The 16,777-nt window shown below is 68.8% G+C and carries 13 protein-coding genes; 5 read left to right on the top strand and 8 right to left on the bottom strand.

Going from position 1 to position 16,777, the window contains the following annotated elements; all coding sequences use genetic code 11:
• Positions 1-21: 21 nt before the first annotated feature.
• Together RLT58_RS15095 and RLT58_RS15090 are read right to left on the bottom strand one after the other, a co-directional pair.
• The gene (locus RLT58_RS15095) at positions 22-2,250 is read right to left on the bottom strand and encodes an acetate--CoA ligase family protein (protein WP_311310891.1); all 2,229 of its coding nucleotides are present in this window, start codon (positions 2,248-2,250) and stop codon (positions 22-24) included.
• A 182-nt stretch (positions 2,251-2,432) separates the two neighbouring features.
• Positions 2,433-3,608: a flavin-containing monooxygenase gene (locus tag RLT58_RS15090; RefSeq protein WP_311310890.1), complete on the bottom strand. Its 1,176-nt coding sequence runs from the start codon at positions 3,606-3,608 to the stop codon at positions 2,433-2,435.
• Between the two features lie 187 nt (positions 3,609-3,795).
• Between RLT58_RS15090 and RLT58_RS15085 the strand changes: the two genes are divergently transcribed.
• From RLT58_RS15085 to RLT58_RS15075, 3 genes are all read left to right on the top strand, one after another.
• Positions 3,796-4,248: a DoxX family membrane protein gene (locus RLT58_RS15085; protein ID WP_311310889.1), complete on the top strand. Its 453-nt coding sequence runs from the start codon at positions 3,796-3,798 to the stop codon at positions 4,246-4,248.
• On the top strand, positions 4,245-4,676 hold the full coding sequence (locus RLT58_RS15080) for a Zn-ribbon domain-containing OB-fold protein (protein ID WP_311310888.1): 432 nt from the start codon (positions 4,245-4,247) through the stop codon (positions 4,674-4,676). Before RLT58_RS15085 ends, RLT58_RS15080 begins: the two co-directional genes overlap by 4 nt.
• Before the next feature lie 91 nt (positions 4,677-4,767).
• Positions 4,768-5,556 carry a thioesterase family protein gene (locus tag RLT58_RS15075; protein ID WP_311310887.1) on the top strand — a complete coding sequence of 263 codons (789 nt, stop codon included), beginning with the start codon at positions 4,768-4,770 and terminating at the stop codon, positions 5,554-5,556.
• Between the two features lie 12 nt (positions 5,557-5,568).
• On the opposite strand, the gene RLT58_RS15070 is transcribed toward RLT58_RS15075, so the two are convergent.
• Both RLT58_RS15070 and RLT58_RS15065 read right to left on the bottom strand, forming a co-directional pair.
• On the bottom strand, positions 5,569-6,159 hold the full coding sequence (locus RLT58_RS15070; protein ID WP_311310886.1) for a DUF1707 SHOCT-like domain-containing protein: 591 nt from the start codon (positions 6,157-6,159) through the stop codon (positions 5,569-5,571).
• Positions 6,160-6,210: 51 nt separating this feature from the next.
• On the bottom strand, positions 6,211-6,615 hold the full coding sequence (locus RLT58_RS15065; RefSeq protein ID WP_311310885.1) for a hypothetical protein: 405 nt from the start codon (positions 6,613-6,615) through the stop codon (positions 6,211-6,213).
• Positions 6,616-6,687: 72 nt separating this feature from the next.
• On the opposite strand from RLT58_RS15065, the gene RLT58_RS15060 reads away from it, so the two are divergent.
• Together RLT58_RS15060 and RLT58_RS15055 are read left to right on the top strand one after the other, a co-directional pair.
• Positions 6,688-7,515: a helix-turn-helix domain-containing protein gene (locus RLT58_RS15060; RefSeq protein ID WP_311310884.1), complete on the top strand. Its 828-nt coding sequence runs from the start codon at positions 6,688-6,690 to the stop codon at positions 7,513-7,515.
• Positions 7,512-7,763 carry a DUF397 domain-containing protein gene (locus RLT58_RS15055; protein ID WP_311310883.1) on the top strand — a complete coding sequence of 84 codons (252 nt, stop codon included), beginning with the start codon at positions 7,512-7,514 and terminating at the stop codon, positions 7,761-7,763. Before RLT58_RS15060 ends, RLT58_RS15055 begins: the two co-directional genes overlap by 4 nt.
• A gap of 396 nt (positions 7,764-8,159) precedes the next feature.
• Here RLT58_RS15055 and RLT58_RS15045 read toward each other — a convergent pair whose 3' ends face one another.
• The 4 genes from RLT58_RS15045 to htpX all read right to left on the bottom strand — a co-directional run bounded on the left by RLT58_RS15045 (position 8,160) and on the right by htpX (position 16,722).
• Positions 8,160-8,609 carry a hypothetical protein gene (locus RLT58_RS15045; protein WP_311310882.1) on the bottom strand — a complete coding sequence of 150 codons (450 nt, stop codon included), beginning with the start codon at positions 8,607-8,609 and terminating at the stop codon, positions 8,160-8,162.
• Between the two features lie 88 nt (positions 8,610-8,697).
• On the bottom strand, positions 8,698-14,808 hold the full coding sequence (locus tag RLT58_RS15040; RefSeq protein ID WP_311310881.1) for a DNRLRE domain-containing protein: 6,111 nt from the start codon (positions 14,806-14,808) through the stop codon (positions 8,698-8,700).
• 407 nt (positions 14,809-15,215) lie between these two features.
• On the bottom strand, positions 15,216-15,800 hold the full coding sequence (locus RLT58_RS15035) for a PspA-associated protein PspAB (protein WP_311310880.1): 585 nt from the start codon (positions 15,798-15,800) through the stop codon (positions 15,216-15,218).
• Positions 15,801-15,810: 10 nt separating this feature from the next.
• A complete protein-coding gene (htpX, locus tag RLT58_RS15030) occupies positions 15,811-16,722 on the bottom strand; it encodes a zinc metalloprotease HtpX (RefSeq protein WP_311310879.1) in 912 nt (303 codons plus the stop codon).
• Between the last annotated feature and the right edge of the window lie 55 nt (positions 16,723-16,777).

Genomic DNA, 16,777 nt, shown 5'->3' with positions numbered 1-16,777 from the left:
CGGGACAGGCGGGACCGCCGGTCAGCGGCAGACCGCGAGCGCGTCGAGCGCCACCGCGCCCTGCCCCCGCCCCAGCACCATCAGCGGGTTGATGTCGAGTTCGCTCAGGTCGTCGCCCAGCTCCAGCGCCATCCGCTGCACCCGCAGGACGACTTCGACGAGCGCGTCCACATCCACCGGCGGCCCGCCGCGCACCCCTTCGAGCAGGGCCCGGCCCCGCAGCTCGCCGAGCATCGCCCGCGCCTGGTCCTCACCGAAGGGCGGCACCCGCACCGCCGCATCGTGCAGCACCTCGACGAGTACGCCGCCGAGGCCCACGGTCACCGTCGGCCCGAACAGGGCGTCCTGCGTGACCCCGACCATCATCTCCACACCCCGCTCGACCATCTGGCAGACCAGGATCCCGTCCAGCTCGACGCCCTCGTAGCGGGCGATGTCGGTCAGCTCGCGGTAGGCGTCCCGGACCTGGCTGGCGGAGGTGAGGCCGACCTTGACCAGGCCCAGTTCCGTCTTGTGGGCCAGCCGCGCCCCGGACGCCTTCATGACGACGGGGTAGCCGACGAGCCCGGCCGCCCGGACGGACGCGGCGGCGCTGGTCACCAACTGCTCCCGGGGCACCCGGATTCCGTACGCCCGCAGCAGCTGCTTCGCCGCGTGCTCGCTCAGCTGGTGGCCCGGGCGCATCAGTGCCTGCGCCTTGCGGAAGGAGGGCGACGGCGTGCGCGGCGCCTCGTCGAAGGGGGAGCGGTAGGAGGCGGCGAAGCGGTGGTGGTCCAGATAGGCCCTCACCGCGGTGATGCAGTTGCCGAAGGTACGGAAGGTGGCGACGCGGGACGAGCCGAGCAGCGTCGTGCGGTACGCGTCCTCCGTGCCGACCGGCGACCCCCACACCACGCACACCAGTTTGTCCGTGGCCTCCGCCGCGTCCACCAGGTCCTGCGCGAGCCGGTCGCTCATCGGCGGGAAGGGCCCCGTGATCGGACAGATCAGCACCCCGACCCCGGGGTCGGCCAGGATCGCGTCGATGATCTTCCGCCCGCGCCAGTCGCCCACCGGGTGGCCGCCGTTGTCGACCGGGTTGGCGACGCTGAGGTAGTCCGGGATCCAGGTGTGCAGCTCGGCCTGCTTCTCCTCGGACAGCACCGGGAGGCGGAGACCGGCCGAGGTCGCCAGGTCCGAGAAGTGCGCCCCCGTGCCGCCGGAGATCGAATACACCACGACCCCGTCGGACAGCGGCTTGCGCGCCCGGGCCAGCAGCGCGGCGGTGTCCTGGAGTTCGTCGAGCCCGTCCACGCGGATCACACCGAACTGCCGCATCGCCGCGTCGACGACCTGGTCGGCGCCGGTCAGCTTGCCGGTGTGTGACGCGGCCGTCCGGGCCCCCGCCTCCGTACGCCCCACCTTGACCGCCACCACGGGGACACCGGCCCGTGCGGCGCGGTCCGCGGCGAGCAGAAAGGAGCGGCCGTCCTTGAGCCCCTCCACGTAGCAGGCGATGGCCCCGACCTCGGGGCGCTGGGAGAAGTACGCGATGAAGTCGGAGGTCTCCAGATCCGCCTCGTTGCCCGTGGGCGCCCAGTGGGAGAGGCGTACGCCCAGCTCCTGGAGGGTGTAGACGGGACGCCCCTGGTGTCCGGACTGGGTGATCAGCGCGATGGCCGGCCCGTCCAGGTCGTCCCGGAACTCCTCGAAGGCGTTGAGATTGGTGTTGGGCCCGAGCAGCCGCAGCCCGGACCGCTCCACCGCGGCGGCCAGCCGGGCCTGGGCGGCGGCCCCCTCCGCGCCGGTCTCGGCGAACCCGGAGGCGAAGGCGACGGCGAACCGCACCTTGGCCTGCGCGAGTTCCTCGATCACGGGGAGCGGGTCACCGACCAGCAGCACGGCCAGGTCCACCCGCTCGGGCAGCTCGGCGACGGAAGGAGAGCAGGCCCGCCCGAAGACGGTCTCGCGGGTGGGGTGCACGGGATGGAGCCGGGCCCCGACCCGCTCGGCCCAGGCGATGAGCTGGCGGGTGATCCCGGTGTTGGGCCGCCCCTCGGCGTCGGACGCGCCGATGACGGCGACGGACTCCGGCCGGAAGAAGCGGTCCAGGTCCGGCACGGCGGCGTGCAGTGGCCGCCCGCTGACATCGAGGTCGCCCTCCGCGGCGGCGGCCGTCATGCAGTGGACGGCGGCATGCGGTTCCTCGCCGCAGGCCACCACCCGGGCGCGGAAGTCGGTGGTGAGGGTGCCGTGAGTCGATCCAAGCATCGTTCCGCCCACTCCTGCTCGAAGGTCCTCGGCGCACGGGGGCGCCCGGCGGCGCCACGAACTGACGCAGTGTCAGTTTACTGAACTGACGCTCCGTCAGGAATGGGTGTGCAGGCAAAGGCTGGGAGCGGGGGTACGGGGGGTGGGTGCGGCGGGCGGGCCCGCTCGGCGCATCCGCGCCCTCACCGCCCCCGGGCCGGCACCTTCGCGATCCGCGACGCGATCTTCTCCGCGTCGCGGGCCATTTCGCGGAACATCCCGCTGATCGGGTTGGTGAACCCGGTGAAGTACAGGCCCGGGGCCTGCTTCGGGGTGCGGGCGCCGTGGACCACCGGGCGGCCCCGCTCGTCCAGCACGCCCAGGTGTCCGACCAGCGGTTCCAGGGCCCGGAGATAGCCCGTCGCGGCGATCACCGCGTCCGGGGTGAGCCGGGTCCCGTCCGCCAGCACCACCGCGTCCTTGTCGAACGACTCCACCGCCGCCACCGGCAGCACCCGGCCGCCCTTGACCGCGTCGATCAGGCCCACGTCCTGGACCGGGATGGCGCCCTGCCTGACCCGGGAGTACAGGCCCGTGTCGGGGCGGGGCAGCCCGTGTGCGGACAGGTCGGGCACCGCGACGCGGGCCATCAGCCGCCCGGCCCGGTCGACGAGCCGCACCGGCAGCCGGCGCACCAGGATGCCGGTCGCCTGGGCCGGCCACCCCGCCGTGGAGCGGCGCACGATGTGCGGGACGGTGCGCACCGCGAGGCGTACGCGCGCGGCCCCGCCCTCGACCAGGTCGACGGCGATCTCGGCCCCCGTGTTGCCGACGCCCACGACGAGGACGTCCTTGCCCGCGTAGGGGGCCGGATCGCGGTAGTCCGCCGCGTGCACCAGTTCGCCGGTGAAGGTCTCGCGCCCGTCCCAGTCGGGGATGCGCGGGGTGTGGTTGAAGCCGGTGGCCACGACGACGGCCCGCCCGGTCAGCTCACGGCCGCCGCTCGCGGTCAGCAGCCAGCCGGTGCCGTCCGCCGCCCGGTCGACGCGGGAGACCTCGACGCCCGTCACCACCTCCAGCTCGTGGTGCTCGGCGTACTTCTCCAGGTAGCGCACCACGTTGTCGCGGGAGACCCAGCGGCCGAACCTGCGGGGCATGGCCAGCCCGGGAAGGGCGGACCAGCGCCGGGTGGTGTGCAGATGCAGCCGGTCGTAGTGGCGCCGCCAGGACGCGCCGACGTCCCCGGACTTCTCCAGCACGACGGCCCGGACCCCCCGCGCGCGCAGGGAGGCCGCGGCGGCCAGGCCGCCGGGGCCGCCCCCGATGACGTAGACGGGGCGGTCCTCGGTGAGGTCGGTGGCAGGTGCGCTGTCGGACATGCTTCGGAGCGTAATCGCGCACTTCCTTGATGGGTCTCGGTCAAGACGGGAATCGATTGCGAATTGATCACGTATGCACGCGCATGCGAACCCGGCCCCCGCCTCTTGCGTGGACCGCCGCCATCAGGTGAACTGACGTACCGGTGAACTGGCGTACCGTCAGATTTAGCGTGCAACGGGAGGCCCCATGCGGACGGTCTGGCTCGATGGCGCCCAGTGGCTCGCCGTGCTGCGGATGGGTCTCGGCCTGTGGTGGCTGGAGAGCTGGCGCCACAAGGACAAGAAGGGCTGGTTCGAGCGCGGCACGGGCATCGCCTGGGCGGCGGATGTGGCGGGCAGGCACCGCTGGCAGGTGGTGCGCGGCGGCTTCGAGAAGGTCGTCGCTCCGCGCCCGAAGGCCATGGCGTACCTCGTCGTGTACGCGGAACTCGCTCTCGGCCTCGGCCTGGTGACCGGCCTGCTGACCCCGGTCGCCCTGGTCGCGGGGCTCCTGCTCAACCTGCTCTACCTGGTGCTGATGATCCACGACTGGGCCGAGCAGGGGCAGAACGCGATGATGGCGCTGATCTCGCTCGTCGCGCTGTTCGCCATGTCCTGGCAGACCTGGTCCCTCGACGAAGCGATCGGACTCTTCCTGTGACGACACCCCCCGGCCCTCCGGCCGCCCCCGCGCCCCGCCACGACCTCCCCGAGCCCGACGCGTTCACCCGCCCCTACTGGGACGCGGCGGCCGACGGCCGGCTCCTGCTGCGCCGCTGCCGCGCCTGCGGCCGGGCGCACCACTACCCGCGCGAGTTCTGCCCGCACTGCTGGAGCGAGGACGTCCGGTGGGAGCGGGCGAGCGGCCGGGCCACGCTGTACACATGGTCCGTCGTGCACCGCAACGACCTGCCCCCGTTCGGCACCCGCGTGCCGTACGTCGCGGCCGTCGTCGACCTGGCCGAGGGCCCGCGGATGATGACGGAGATCGTGGACTGCGAGGAGAGCGCGCTCGCCATCGGGATGGAGCTGAGCGTGACGTTCCGGAGGGAGGAGGGCCGCGAGGCGGTGGCGGTGTTCCGCCCCTGAGCCGCCGGTCCCAGGACCCGGGCGCCACCCCGCATCCGCACGGTGGCACGCTGATGATCCGTGATCCGTACGTCAGCGAGGGAAGCGCCCGTTGAACACCGGCAGCAGCAGTTACTACGAACGCATCGACGACCACCGCTACAAGCCCACGGCCCACGCGAGCGGCGCGTGGAGCACGGACGAGGTGCACTTCAGCCCGTTCGGCGGGCTCATCGTCCACGCCGTCGAACGCCATCTCGCCGACCGTCCCGGCGCCGCCCTGCTGCTGTCCCGGATCAGCTTCGACATCCTCGGCCGGCTCGCGCTCGACGAGTGCGAGATCAGGGTCGAGACGGTCCGCCCCGGCCGCACCATCGAACTGGTCGAGGCCGTCGCCCTCATCGCAGGCCGCCCGGTCGTCCGCGCCAGGGTCTGGTGCCTGGCAGCCGGTGACACCGAGGCCGTCGCCGACGGCGAGGCGGACCGGCTCACCCCGCCCGAGGAGCTCGCGTCCTGGCCGATGGCCGACCTCTGGCCCGGCGGCTACATCGCGTCCCTCGACGTCCGCCCGCTCGCCCCGCCGATGCCCGGCCGTACGACCGCCTGGATCTCCACCCCGCTCGACCTGGTCGCGGGCGAGCCCGTCAGCGCGCTCGCGTCCTACGTCGCGCTCGTGGACACCGCCAACGGCATCGCCGTGCGCGAGCAGCCCACCGACTGGATGTTCCCCAACGTCGATCTGACCATCCACCTGCACCGCCGGCCCGAGGGCCGCTGGACCGGGCTCGACACCACGGTCGTCTTCGGCCCCACCGGTCAGGGCGTCACCAGCACGGTCCTGCACGACGTCCGCGGCGCGATCGGCCAGGCGCAGCAGATCCTCACGGTCCGCCCGGTGTGAGGGCGGGCGGGCTCAGCGTGAGAGTTCCTTGCGCTGCCTGCGGCGTTCGCGGAAGTTGGGGTGACGGATGTGGACGCCGCCCATGCCGCAGGTGCCGGTGATCCGGAGCACGGGCGTGCCCGGCAGCCGTTCGCCGACGGTCTTGTCCTTCACCCCGCCGAACCCGAGATCCAGCGCGTCGGTGTCCGCCTTCCAGCCCACCGGGACCACGATCTGGACGCCGGACATCTGCGCGTCCACCTCCACCTGGATCTCGCGCAGCCGGCACTCGGCCTGTGTGAAGTCGATGCGGACGCCGCCCATGCCTCCGTACGCGACGATCTTCGGCGGCACCTTCCAGCGGCCCTTCCGCTGCGCGCCGTGGATACCGCCCTGGAGGGTCAGCGGCTCGCCCGGGTCGGACACGACGGGCCCGAGGTCGTCGGTGAGCGGGGCGAGTTCGCCGTACGTCTTGGCGGTGAGGGCCTGGCTCAGGCGGGCGTCCAGCTCGTCGAGGTCGATGCGCCCCTCGGCCGCCGCCTCCCGCAGTTGTTCCACCACGGCTTCGCGGTCGGCGTCGGAGGCGCGCATGCGGTCGGCGGACCGGGAGGGCTCGGCAGTCATGCGCCCGATGATACGGACGCGGACGGGCCCGGCGGGAGCGCGTGTCCCGGGCTATTCCTCGGCCACGAGCTGAGCCGTCACGACTCCGTGCAGCAGCTCCGCGTCCACGAAGTCCCCGTCCTCGGGCGCCCCGCACCGCCAGCTCAGCGGGTATGTGTTGCCGTGGGCCGCCGGAATCCCCACGTACTGGTCCCGGGCGGCCGGCCCGAAGCACTTCGCGCCGGGCGGCCAGTCGAAGTCCTGGCTCGCCCCCGGTTCGAGCAGGAAGTACGTCCACCGCCCGCCCGCGACCTCCCGCACCACGGGCCCCGGCTCGCCGTCGGTAAGGGTCTCCAGATGATGGACCACGGCCTCGCCCCGGACGCCGCGCATCCGGATCGCGTCGAAGTGGATGCCGGTCAGATGGAGTTGGAGCCCCGAGGAGGGTACCCATTCGGGGAGTTTCTTCTGCGTCATGGCTACGAGCATCCCGCTGGTTGCGTAGCGTCACCAGGAGGACACGGTCCACATCGGGGCGATGTGGGGAGGGTGGTGACGGCTGTGGGGACGAGTGGCGAGACCACGCACGGGCGGCGGCTGGTGGGGGAGTTGATCCGTATCCACCGGGTGCGGGCGGGATTGACGCAGAAGGAGGCGGCGGAGCGCCTGCTGATCTCGGAGTCACTGATGGGCGCGGTCGAGCGCGCGGAACGCATCCCCTCGCGTGACCTGCTGATCGATGCCGATGAGGTGTTCGGGGCGGGCGGTGCCCTGAAGGCGTGCTGCGAGCTGGTGGACGAGGAGAAGTACTCGCCCAAGTTCCTGGACTGGGCGAAGCTGGAGCGGACCGCGCGCGTCATCAGCGCGTACGAGACGATGCTGATCCCGGGCCTGCTCCAGACGGAAGCGTACGCGTACGCGCTGCACCGGTCGCGCGTACCGGCGTACTCCGAGACGGAGATTATCCGGCACGTCGAAGCGAGGCTGGAACGGCAGACGGTGCTCTCGCGCACACCGCCGCCGAGGATCGGGTACGTCATCGAGGAATCGGTCCTGGACCGTGCGCTCGGCGGATCGGAGGTGCTGAAGGACCAGCTACGGCACGTACTCGACTGCGTCGGACGGTACAACCATCTGACGGTGCAGGTGATGCCGTCGGCTCAACACACGCATGCGGGGTTGAACGGCCCCATGCAGCTGATGTCCACGGCGGAAGGCCGCACATTGCTGTTCGCGGAGGGGCAGGGCGGCGATAGGTTGATCTCGAAACCGGAGCAGGTGGGCGATCAGTTCGACCTCTTCGGCATCCTGCGGGCCCAGGCACTCAACCCCTGGAAGTCTGCGGAGATCATCGAGACAAAGGTGGGAAAACTGTGAGCCACGGACCCGGACTGACCTGGTTCAAGTCCAGCTACAGCAACAACGAGGGTGGCGAATGCATCGAGGTCGCCTACGACTGGCACAAGTCCAGTTACAGCAACAACGAAGGTGGGGCCTGCGTCGAGGTCGCGGCCTGCCCCCACAGCGTGCACGTCCGTGACTCCAAGGTCACCGACGGCCCCACTTTCGCCGTCGCCCCCGCCGCCTGGACCGCCTTCCTGAACCACGCGACGGTCACCGCCTGAGCGGTGCTCGGCGGACGTGGAAGAGATCCAGCGTCGCTGACGCCCGCCCGGGGCCGCACGCCCAAGGAGTGAGTGCGGCCCCTGCCGCTGTCTGACACGCTCGTGCCGTTGGCGACTCATCGTCGTCGGCCTCCACACCTCGTTCAGTCCAGGAAGGCTTGGTCGATCTGGTGTACCTGCGCAGGAATGACGCCCTGGCTCGGATCCCCGCCGGCTTCGGCATCCCGGTCGGCACCACCCACGCCTGAACCACCGCAGTGATCGATCCCCTGGCCGTGCGGGGCCCGGTCTGCTCAAGGGATCATCCTGACGCCGACACGAAGCGATCCAAGTTTGCCCCGGAGCCGCGCATCGGCCGGGCGGGGTTCGCATTCGGCTGAGCGCGGCAAGCACCGACTACTGCATAGGTCGAGCGTGAACGAGAGCCCCAGCCTCTCGCGCCGTTTCGAGAGCCCGCTCAAGCACCTCGGCCGGAACGTCCACCCAGACAAGAACAGGAGACTCGACTGTGCCGAAGATTTGGCGGTCCCGGTCCCATGCCTCTGCGTTGATCACCTGGTGAGCCAGGCGTGAGAAATGTTCTGCCTGGTCACTCTGCAGCAGGTCGACTTCCACGCCCATCAAGAGATCGCGCCGCGCGGAGAAGAGTGATCGCCGCGCGAGACCGCCTTTTGTCTGAGCCATGTCCACCATCGCCCGGAAAGAAGTCAGCGAAGTCTCGTCTCCCATGGGCTCATCGACGTAGAGATCAATGAAGACCTGAGCTTTGACCCTTAGCAGATCCGGAATGATGCCGGAAATGAAGGCTTCCATGTCATGAGGACTCGCGGCTTCAATGTACCGCACGTGTGTCGCTTCCCTTCTTTGGCCGGATATCGGGCCCCTTCCACTCTTTCATTGGGCGAGAAGGGGCCCGAGGAGTCGCGAAATCTGGCTATGCTTCGCAGCTATGGTTCGCGCAGGGGTGAGCGTACCGACGTACCTCTCTGGGTATCCAGATCGGCGGCCCCCAGAAGCGGCCTCCCCGGAGGAAGCGGCTGCCCCATCTGGCAGCAGTCCTCCACGCGTTGCGTGCGCGGTAGTGCTTCTTGCCTACGTTGAGGTGCCATCTGCTGTGCCGATCCCATTCGAAACGGATTCGGTGGTTCTTGAAGTGCAGGCCGGGTCTGCCGTCCCGCATGACGAAGTGCCGATTCGACTTTTTGAAGAATAGACACTTGGTGGCGCTGCAGCCGAACTTGGGCCAGCTCCACTTGCCATCGAGGTCATAGCAACCGAGGGGTTCCGCAGTGCAGTAGTCGTAGGCGTTAGCGTTGCCGCCCGTGATCGGATCGACCGACAGGAACCGGCCGGCGGCTGGATCGTACAGGCGCACCCCCATGAGGATCACCGCGCTCGGGGTTTCGGTGGAACGCTGTTTGCCGCCGAGCCAGCCATAGCGAGCAGGGTCGGTTCCTGGCAGCGGGTTGCCATACTCGTCGTAGGAGTTGACCACCGGGGTGCCGTCGTCCGACAGTGGAATCTGAGTGCTGATATCGCCATGCAGATTGGCCAATTGGAGGACAACATCGCCCGTAGCGCTGGTGGTGGCGACCAAGTTGCCGGCCAGGTCTTCGAGGCTCCGGCTGACCCCGTTGGTGTCCGCAGTCCAGTCCGGGCTGTCGCCGTCGCCGCCGTAGTGATTGGTCTTGGTGGCGGGAGTGCCCCAGGCGCCGCTCTCCGCCTGTTCCTCGGTCGCCCAGGACGCCAGGCGGCCGACCGCGTCCACGTTCCACGTCGTGCGCTTGGCGTTGGCGGTGATCTGGCGGACGAGATCGTCGGCGTAGTAGGCGTTCTGCGTGCCGTCGGCCTGAGCGGTGGTGCGGCCGAAGGTGTCGTAGGCGGTGCCGGTGGCGATCAGCCGGTCGGCGCTGTCGTAGGCGGAGTTGATGGTTCTGCTGGTGGGCGTACCTCCGTCGACGTCGTCGACCGTGGTGGTCAGCGCGGTGCGGTTGGTATTGCTGTCGAGGGTATACGCCCGGTGTGTGGTGACGCCGCTCTCGAAGTCGTCCACCTTGTTCAGGCGGCCTGCGGCATCGTAGATGTAATGCTGGTAGGCGCCGCCCCCGGTGTAGACGGTGCGGTTGACGATCTGGTCGTGGATGGACTGGGTCGTGGACTCGCCCTGGACCGTCCAGCCGGACTCCCAGTGCCAGTAGCGGGAAGTCTCCGTGCCGGTGGGGTCGAGGTTGAATTCGACGTCCATGTTCCACGGTAGCTTCTGCTTGTACAGGCGGCTGTCGGAGTCGTAGAAGCCGGTGACGTCACCAATGGCGCCCATCACCGAGTCATGGATGTGGGTGGGCAGCCCGGCGGGGTTGTCGTAGTCGTACGTGATGGTGGACGGCGCCGAGTCGGTGACGCGGGTCTTGCGGTCGCGGTTGTCGTACTCGGTGCGTGTGACGTTGCCCGCGCCGTCGTCGTAGGCGATCTCCCGGCCAAGCAGGTCGATGGTGTGCCGAACGGTGGCCGTACCGGTGGAGATGGTGGCCAGGACACCGCTCGCCGGGTCGTACGTGGTGGTTCGGGCCGGCACAGCCGTGCCCACACCCCCGGTGATCTGGGTCTGCTTCAGACGTCCTGAGGAGTCGTAGGCGGAGGTCGTGGTGCGAGTGACGCCGTTCGCAGACTCCGTGACCTTGGCGCTGTTTCCCCAGCGGTCGTATTCGGTTGTCTTCGTGGGCAGTTCACCGGGGTTGGAACCGCCTCTGGTGATCACACCGGCCGGCCCCGTGGAGCACGCCAGGTCGGCCCACTCCGGACGCCCGGCGCACGTACCGGTGCCGGTGGCAGACCAGTAGCGGGTCACCGTCGCTGCGGCGTCCGTGCCAGTGGACTTCGGCAGTGTCGCCTTGATGACCCGGCCCTGGGCATCGTAACCGGTCGTCCTGGTCAGCTTCAGTCCGCCCGGATCGGTGGTTTCACTGGTGGGTAGGCCCTTGGCCCAGTCGTAGACGGTCGTGCTGGAGCGCACGTCGCCATCGGTGGGGTAGCCGTCGATCCATGCCCCCACCTTGACCGTGGTGACCTGGTCGCTGACCGTGGCGGTGTCATCGGTGGGACGGCCCTCGTCGTAGCTGTTGACGGTGTGCTTCCGTGCCGCGACCTGCACACCGGCCACAAGGTCCGGGCTGTCTGTATCGCCTGCGAGGTCGCTTGTGAGGGCGATCAGGTGCAGTGGGCCGAACTCCTCCGCTACCCGCCTGCCGTTGCCCGAGTAGGCCGTGACGGTGCCGAGCTGATGGGCCCGCTCTGCCGGAGAGTCGGAGAAGATTCCGAGTTCGCTCTGGGTGTTGACGGCGTACTCGTCGTCGCTGAGTGCCAGCTCCCGGTTGGTTGCCGTCAGTTCGAAGACGGTGTTGCCGAACCGGTCGTGCTCCTTGACGGTCAGGTGCCGGCCGGGCAGCCCTGTGTTGACCTGGCGGCCGGAGGCATTGGTATAGGTGATGGTGGCCTTGTCGTAGTCGGCCGCTCCCAGGCCGCTTCCCGTGTGTGAGGCGGGGACCTGGTCGGTGGGGAAGACCGCGGTGGCGTCCGTGGGTGCGTCCCTCTGCCCCCAAGTCGCGGCGTCATCGGCCGAGACCTGGTTGGGAGCCTTGGTGCCGGACAGCGGCACGTCGTAGACGAGAGAAGTGGTGGCCGTGCCTCTGTCCTGCTCGTCTTTGGTGCCGACCTTCAATGTCGGACGGGACGCTGACAGGAGCATGCCGTCGCCGGCCACCGTGCTGGTGCCGGCCCTGCCGTACTCGAACGTCCACGGCAGCTCACCGGGTGGCGTGAGTGCTGTGACACGGCCCGCGCTGTCATAGCCGTAGGCCGTCTTCAACGCCGGGGAGACACGCGGGTCCCACTGTTCACGCAGACGGCCCTGGCTGTCGTACGCGTACTGGGAGACAGCCGTGGCCGTGGCAGTGGGGGCGCCAGGGTCGGTGGCCCACAGGCGGATCTCCTTCACCTGCCCGTTGTAGTCGCCCAGAGCGGATGAGGTCGCGGTAGTGGAGGCGGCGTACACATATTGCAGCGCTCGGCAGCCCTTGGCCGCCGGCGTGGCCGCACACGTCTCGGCCGTGACCGCCGAGGTCGGGGCAATGACGTACTTCGGGCGGGCAAGCGTCTTGCCGCCCACCGTGACCTTTTCCGAGATCACCTTCGTGGCGGTCTGGTCCGTCGGCAGAAACGTGGTGGCCAGCTGCCACGTGGTAGCGGTGGGATCGACCTTGCTGAAGACCGAGGTGGTCCCCTCGGTGTCCTTCAACGTGAACGAGGTGGTCAGCGAGCCGGTCAGCGTCAGGTCCTCCGCACCGGTTTCCGGCTTCCAGCCGCCACCGCTTGCCGCGGTGAACCCCGTCTCTTCGCCGTCCACATCCACGATCGCCACCGATGTCGCCGATGTCTTGCGCACGTACGCCCAGTCGCCGTCGGAGATCTCCGCAGTCGTGCCGGCGGTCCACTGCGGACCGAAGATCGAGGCTTGGCCTTCTTGCTGGGTGCCGTTGGACGGACGCCGTGAGGAGAAGGAACGCGTCACCGTCATATCGAAGCCCGAAGCGTCGGTGGCCGACAAGCCGAAGTCACCGGTGAGCGTGTTCACGCTTCCCGTGCCGACCTCCTCACTGGGCGACTCACCTGCATTCCGATCCACAGTGATCCGGCTCGCCGGGGAAGCGTCGGTGGTGGTGCCATCGGTAAACACAGCCCGGGCGTCAACCGGCCCGTCGTCGCTGAAGGTGTCGGTGACGTTCCAGCTCAGCTTCTCGGCATCGCCGCTCGTGACCTTGGCCGGCCAAGCCGTCAGGGCGGAACCGTCAGACTTCCGGCGCACATCCTGGACAGGGATGTCCTTCCAGGTGTCGGTCTCACCACGCCGGTACTGGTAGCGGACACCGGTGTCGCTTGCCTTGCCCTGCCCCGTCAGCTCCGCACGACGTGCAGGGCGGTCACCGTCAGAGGGCGTGAGCAGGGCAGAACCGGAACCGGCATAGAAGACATGGCCCGTCGTGGCCGAAACGTTGCCCGCCGCGTCCTTGCTGCGCACGCCGAGTGAGTGCCTGCCCGCACGAAAGGCTGGTTTGCGGCTGACCGCGGCGCCGGTAGTGGCTGCGGACTGCCACGTGCCACCGTCCAGGTTCCACTGGACTTGCTTCACGCCGCTGGTCGGCGGGGTGAAGGTAAATGTGCCGGTGAAGTCGCCGTTGTCATCGGGCGTCCCGGACCACTGGCCGGCAGGGAAGTCGGTGGAGGAGACCTTCGTGGTCGTCGGCGCAGTGGTGTCGACAGTGAGGGAGTGGAAGGCTGACCAGGCGCTGTTCGCCGAGCCGTCCCCAGAACGCGAGCGCCACTTGTAGGTGCCCTCGGGCAGTGCCGTCGGTGTCCAGGTCGCGGTCGCACCGGAGGCGACGGAGGCGCTGGAGCCGGAGCGGAGCGCGGCGGTACCGTTGGATGCCCAGACCTCGAAACCAAGCGTGACCTGTGAGCCGTCACCGTCCAGAGCCTTCGCCGACAGGGTCGGCGTGGTGTCGTTGGTGGCGGCTGCGGCTGTCGGCGCTATGAGTGTCGGGACGTCAGGGATGGAGTTATAGGTCACTGACATGTATGGAGTGTTGGACGCGGCGTTGCCCGAATTGAACCGCTTCCAGCCATAGGGGTCGGACTCGTCCGAAGCCTGCAGGCCGAGATGGTTGCTGCCGTTGCCGTTCGACGCCCACGCCTTCGCCAGTGAGGTCACATCCGCACTGACCCAGCCGTCGTTGCAGGAGCTGGAGAAGCCCTTGGTCTGGGTACTCGTGGCGTACTTCGTGCCCCAGCTCGGTTGGCTGGTCCAGCGGGTACCTGTCGAGGAGGCCGTCGCGCTGTAGACGTCCCAGCCCTTGCTCGTGCAGGACCAGGAGTGGAATTCATACAGGTTCAGCTTCGCCGCGGTGACCTGCTTCCCGGTGATGTTCTTCATCGGAAAGGACAGGAACGAACGGGCCTTCTGGCCTGATCCGTTGTTGCCTATCTTCAGCTCGGTCGCAGCGGACTGATCGGTGGCATATCCCTCCTGGACGAAGGTGTCGAAGCTGGTGCCGACGTTGATGGACGGGTCGATGGTGACCGGGAACTGAGTCCCGGCGTCTGCCAGGAACGTGGCGTCCGGAGTCAGGGTGATGGAGATGACGGAGCCATCCTGCGCGACCTCCACCCCTACACGGGCCGTGTGTGTGTGCTCGCCGGAGTTCTTGTCGATGCGGGCATCCCACATCATCGGAGAGGGCAGGGTCCCCGCGCTCTTGCCCTTGGCATCGACGAAGGCAACGGACCCGTCTTCGTACGCCTTCGCGGTCAGCCCCTTGGCCGTCAGGCTGTAGGTCACCTGCCCGTTGGCGCCAACGGCAGATCGGTCCTTCAGCTCAAGGAATTGCTCGTAACCGGTCCGCGTGGATTCGATGAGCAGGTCGGTGGCTGGCAGGGCCTGCTTGTATCGAGCGATCGTGTCCTGAGACCCTTCGATCGTCGGTTCCGGCAGCGTGCCGTACCAGCCGAGTTGTAGCGGGCGACCCGCGCGGTCCAGGACTGTCACCAACGGCACCGCCGCAACGTCCCCGGTACCAGTTGCCTTCAGCCCCTTCGGCGCTGCCTTCCTGCCTGCCAGGGTCAACCCATGCGGGTGCCCCTTCGCTTTGACGGAACCGTCGGCGTCCTGCACCAGCGACGGGTCGACGTCCTGCCACCGGCCGTCGTCGCCTTTGAAGCGGACCGGACCGGCGTACGCCTCCTCCGTGACCGTGCCATCCGGGTTCACGTAGGCCGTCGAAGTTTCCGTACGTGCGTCGGTGACCTCGATCCTGCGCTTCTGAATCCTGGCCTTCAACCGCGCCGCGGACTCTGAACCAGCGGTGGCAGACCCCAAGTCCTCGTGCGCCGCACTGAGCACCCTTGAACTCGCGGCCGAGCGTCCCAGAGCCACTGCCTGATCTGTGGACTCGACCACCGAAGCGGTTTCGACGGCCAACAGCAGTGTCAGCACGGCGGCTACCGGACGCAACCGACGCATGGCCGGCAACGGGAGAAGGGGTTGCTCTGAGACTGCGGGTCTGAGTCGGACGGATCTGCGAAAGGGGGATGACATGTGTGTTCCTCACCGGTGCAGTTTCCTCTCTGCACCACCGCAGGATCTTCACATGCGGCCACCGGCACGTTATGAAGCCTCACTTGCGTACGCATCAGTCAAGGCCTCTTCAAATACGTTGATCTATCGGTAAGTCCCTGTAAGTCTGGTTCGTTCCCTCAAAGGCGTGTCGATTCACGCCTTTTGGCTGCCATATCCCCTCTGGGGTTTGACGGGGATTTTACTTGTGAGGTGTCACACCTCGTGCGCTCGGCGCCGTTCCAGCCCTGTACGCCGGGCGGTCCACACCCCGTGCCGCGTCCCCCTCACAACCCCGGCGCCCCCCACACCGGAAACCACCGCGAGAGGTCCTTCTCCACTCGGAGGTCGTCGCCGAGTGCGGCGCGTACCTGCAACTCCAGTTGGTTGTCGCGCTTCTCGCCGCCGCCCGGGGCCGGGGCGAACGGGTAGAACGTGCCGCGTTTGTAGAGGTAGACCAGGGCGAGCGGGCGGTCCCGGGGGTCGCGGAAGGCGATCAGGGAGCAGAGCAGCTGGGGGCCGAAGCCGCCGTCCTGGAGCAGGGTGTTGACCGCGTGCAGGTCGTTGACCAGGGCGGCCGTGTCGTCGGCCGGATGGGCGGCGAGCAGCCAGGTGTAGCCGTACGCGTCCTGGCTGAACTCCACCGGGATGCCGCCCTGTGCCGTGTCCGCGTCGAGCAGTTCCCGTACGTCCTGCTGGATACGGGCGAAGGTGCCGCCCTCCACGCCCGCGAAGCACACCGAGCCCTGTCCTGTGGGGACGAAGCCGGTGGCCGCCTGGAGGGTGAGGGCGGCGGAGGGGATGGCGAAGAGCTGGTCGAGGTCGGGGCGGACCGGCTTGCTGCGGCCGAGGATGGTGTCGAGCAGGCCCACGGAGGACTCCTTACGGGCGGGACAGGTCGGCGGCGATGCGGGAGAGCTGGTCGAGGCGCTGTTCGAGGGTGGGGTGCGAGGAGAGCAGGCGGCTCAGGCTCTCCTTGGAGGAGAAGGCGGGGACGAAGTAGAAGGCGTTGTACGGCTCCGCCTTCCGCAGGTCCTCCGTCGGGATACGGGCCATCTGGCCGCTCACCTTGGTGAGGGCGGAGGCCAGGGCAGAGGGACGGCCGGTGAGCAGGGCGGCCGTGCGGTCGGCGGACAGCTCGCGGTAGCGCGAGAGCAGCCGGGTCAGCAGGAAGCTCAGGGCGTAGACGACCGCGCTGATCAGCGGGATGAGCATGATCGCGATGCCCATGGGGTCGTTGCTGCGGCTGTTGCGGGAGAAGCCGCCCCACAGGGCGACCCGGGTGATGATGCCGGCGAGGACGCCCAGGAACGAGGCGATCGTCATGACGGCGACATCGCGGTGCGCGACATGCGACATCTCGTGGGCGAGGACGCCTTCCAGCTCCTCCGGCTCCAGTCTGCGAAGGAGACCCGTGGTGGCGCAGACCAGGGCGGTCCTCTCGCTGCGGCCGGTGGCGAACGCGTTCGGCACATCGCTCTCGGCGATCGCTACCCGGGGCTTGGGCATGTCGGCAAGGGCACAGATCCGGTCGATCGCGCCGTGCAGCTCCGGCGCCTGCTCGGGGGTGACCTCGCGGGCGCCCATGCTGAAGGCGGCGATGCGGTCGCTGAACCAGAACTGGGCGACGAACAGCCCACCGGTGATGATCAGGATGATCGGCCAGGCGCCGCGCAGCACCGCCAGGAGCACTCCGACCAGCACCACGTACAGCAGGCCGATCAGGAACATCGTCGTGACCATGCGCGTGGTCAGACCGCGGTCGGCGGCGTACCGGCTACGGGTTCGGGTCATGGGTGACCTCCAGTCCTCACCTGTCTCCCATAGTGCCCCTCTGTTGTTGAAAGTG

This window comes from Streptomyces sp. ITFR-16 (assembly GCF_031844705.1).
Lineage (GTDB): Bacteria > Actinomycetota > Actinomycetes > Streptomycetales > Streptomycetaceae > Streptomyces.
This window is presented reverse-complemented; position numbering and strand designations above follow the sequence as displayed.